Genomic DNA, 2,208 nt, shown 5'->3' with positions numbered 1-2,208 from the left:
AAATTTAAAATTGGATGATTTTTTTCTTTCTCTTCAGTTGATATAACAGGATAAATTTCTTCTCCAGAAACTCCTTGAATTCCTTTATATTTTGGGAGTGTAACACCAATTTCATTTAAAAAACTCATGGTTTCTTTTCCCATATTTATTCCCATATCGAAAATTATTGTTCCTCCATTTTCAAGAAATTTTTTTACTGCCTCTCTGTACTTCGGATTCCCAAAAATCATATCACCGACAGGACCTATACTGTTTCTTGCCTGTCCAAAATAGAGTAATTTAGAATTCTGTATATCTTCAACAAATTTGTCATTTAGATTTGATTTAAATTCAACTCTTTCTGGTGGTATATAATATCTAAAATCTTTAATTTTGTATTCTTCAAGTGGAAAAGAAGGGAAATCCCACCATCCTGTTGCATTACATATAACTGCAGACCTTGAAAATAAAAACTTACTTAAAAACAAAAAGCATAAGATTAAACTCTTTTTCATAAAGTACCTCCTTTTATTTCACTCAAAATTTTACTACCAATATCCTCTCCATCAATTCCCAATATACATTTTACTTCATTATCAACAACTCTTTCGTTTTTTAAAGGATTGAATTTTAACTTTAAAATTGAGTCCTTATAAATTTCATAAATGTTATTTTCCTGTTTTATCTCAAATTTCATATTTTTCATTTTTTCATAAAATTCTTCAATATTTTTTTCATCTTCTATGTCATCTTCTCCCCTGATATAGAAAGCAATCTCTCCTCTTCCATTTTTTTCTTCTTTATCTGAATGAACAACAGTTAATCTTAAAACATTATACTTATTCCCATCATTTATAAGATAAATTTCAGCAGAATTTCCATACATATCTTTTGCATAAAAAATTCTTATACCAATTGCGGCGTTTTTATATTTTACTATTAAAACATCATCATTTAAAAATTTAATTTTTTCTTCTTTTTTCAAATTAATCTCTTTTTTATTTATGTAAACCTCAACAAAAGGAAAAACAAAATGGGTATAAAAACCTGAAACATTTGGAGCAATTCTTGGTATTGATGGGTCAGAAGCATCTATATTTGCATACATAATTATTTCATTTTTATCCTGATTTGCTGTGAAAAAAGGAACAAGATGAAGATAAACTTTATGTTCTCCTCCTGACCATGGCATTATTTCTAATTTTTCTCCATAAGGGTCATTTCTTGCATCAAAAATAAGGTATCCATTTGGTAATTCCTTTGATGAAAATAAAAATACAAGAGGTTTATCTTGGGGGCTATATGGAATACCACATACACCAAGAGAAAATTCTTTTCCAAGATAATGACATGCCCATTCTCCTTTTCTATTCCCTATTTTTCTTTCTATATATCTTGGATATTTTTTGTTCAATTCTTTTATTGTTTCATCAGGTTTATAAGGTGAAAGAGCAACAAGATATTTATAAAAATAGTCCTCTGGTTTTTCTATCCATCCATAATATGTTAAAAGTGTTTCCACTCCATCCCTTCCGTATAAATAGTCATAATCCCTGCTTTTTGAACCTCCTATTCTTCCTGCTGGTTCAAAAAAATTCAGGGCAAGATCAGTCCAGAACAATTTAAGTGCAATTTCGCTTTTTCTTCTTATTTCGCTATTTTTGGTATAATTATAAATCAATCCAAGAGCAGTTATATCAACATGATAATAATTTGGTGAAGCATACTCTCTTATTCCGTTTTCTTTTGTATAAATAAGCCATTCATCAAGATTTCTATAACCCATATTTTTTATTTCTTCATTATCAAAGTTTTCACCATAGGCAATCAAATTCCATGTTTTTATTAAAAAAATATTTGTATATCTGACCGGAACTGAATGATTTAAAACACCTTTTATTCCTATATTCAATAACCTTTCAAGAATTTCAACTGCTTTTTTACTCAATTTTTCCCTATGTCTTATCCATATTAAAAAACCTTCTCTTAAAGAAAATTCAACGGAATTAAGGTCAACAACTTTTTCTGAATTTAAATACCATTTAAAGTTTCCATAAGTTTTACTTTCGGGATTTCTATCCTGCATTTTTTCAGCAAGTAAAAGGTATTTTTCAATCCTTTCATCATAAATACCGAGTTCACAAAAAACAAGAGAAATTGCAAATAAATCTCTTGTTGTATTTAAGTTTTTTTCCCAGTTTTCAACCCATTCAATCACTTTTTCCCTCT

2 protein-coding genes are annotated in these 2,208 nt (G+C 28.3%); both read right to left on the bottom strand.

The genetic code is table 11. The features are described 5' to 3' along the window. On the bottom strand, positions 1 to 494 hold a 494-nt coding region (locus tag PKV21_10025), incomplete at its 3' end, for a hypothetical protein (protein HOM27823.1). After that, the coding region (locus PKV21_10020) for a hypothetical protein (protein HOM27822.1) at positions 491 to 2,208 on the bottom strand (1,718 nt) is incomplete at its 5' end. The genes PKV21_10020 and PKV21_10025, both read right to left, overlap by 4 nt.

This window comes from bacterium, assembly GCA_035371905.1.
In the GTDB taxonomy this organism is placed as follows: domain Bacteria; phylum Ratteibacteria; class UBA8468; order B48-G9; family JAFGKM01; genus JAMWDI01.
The sequence above is the reverse complement of the archived record's forward strand: the minus strand, read 5'-3'. Positions and strand labels throughout refer to the sequence as shown.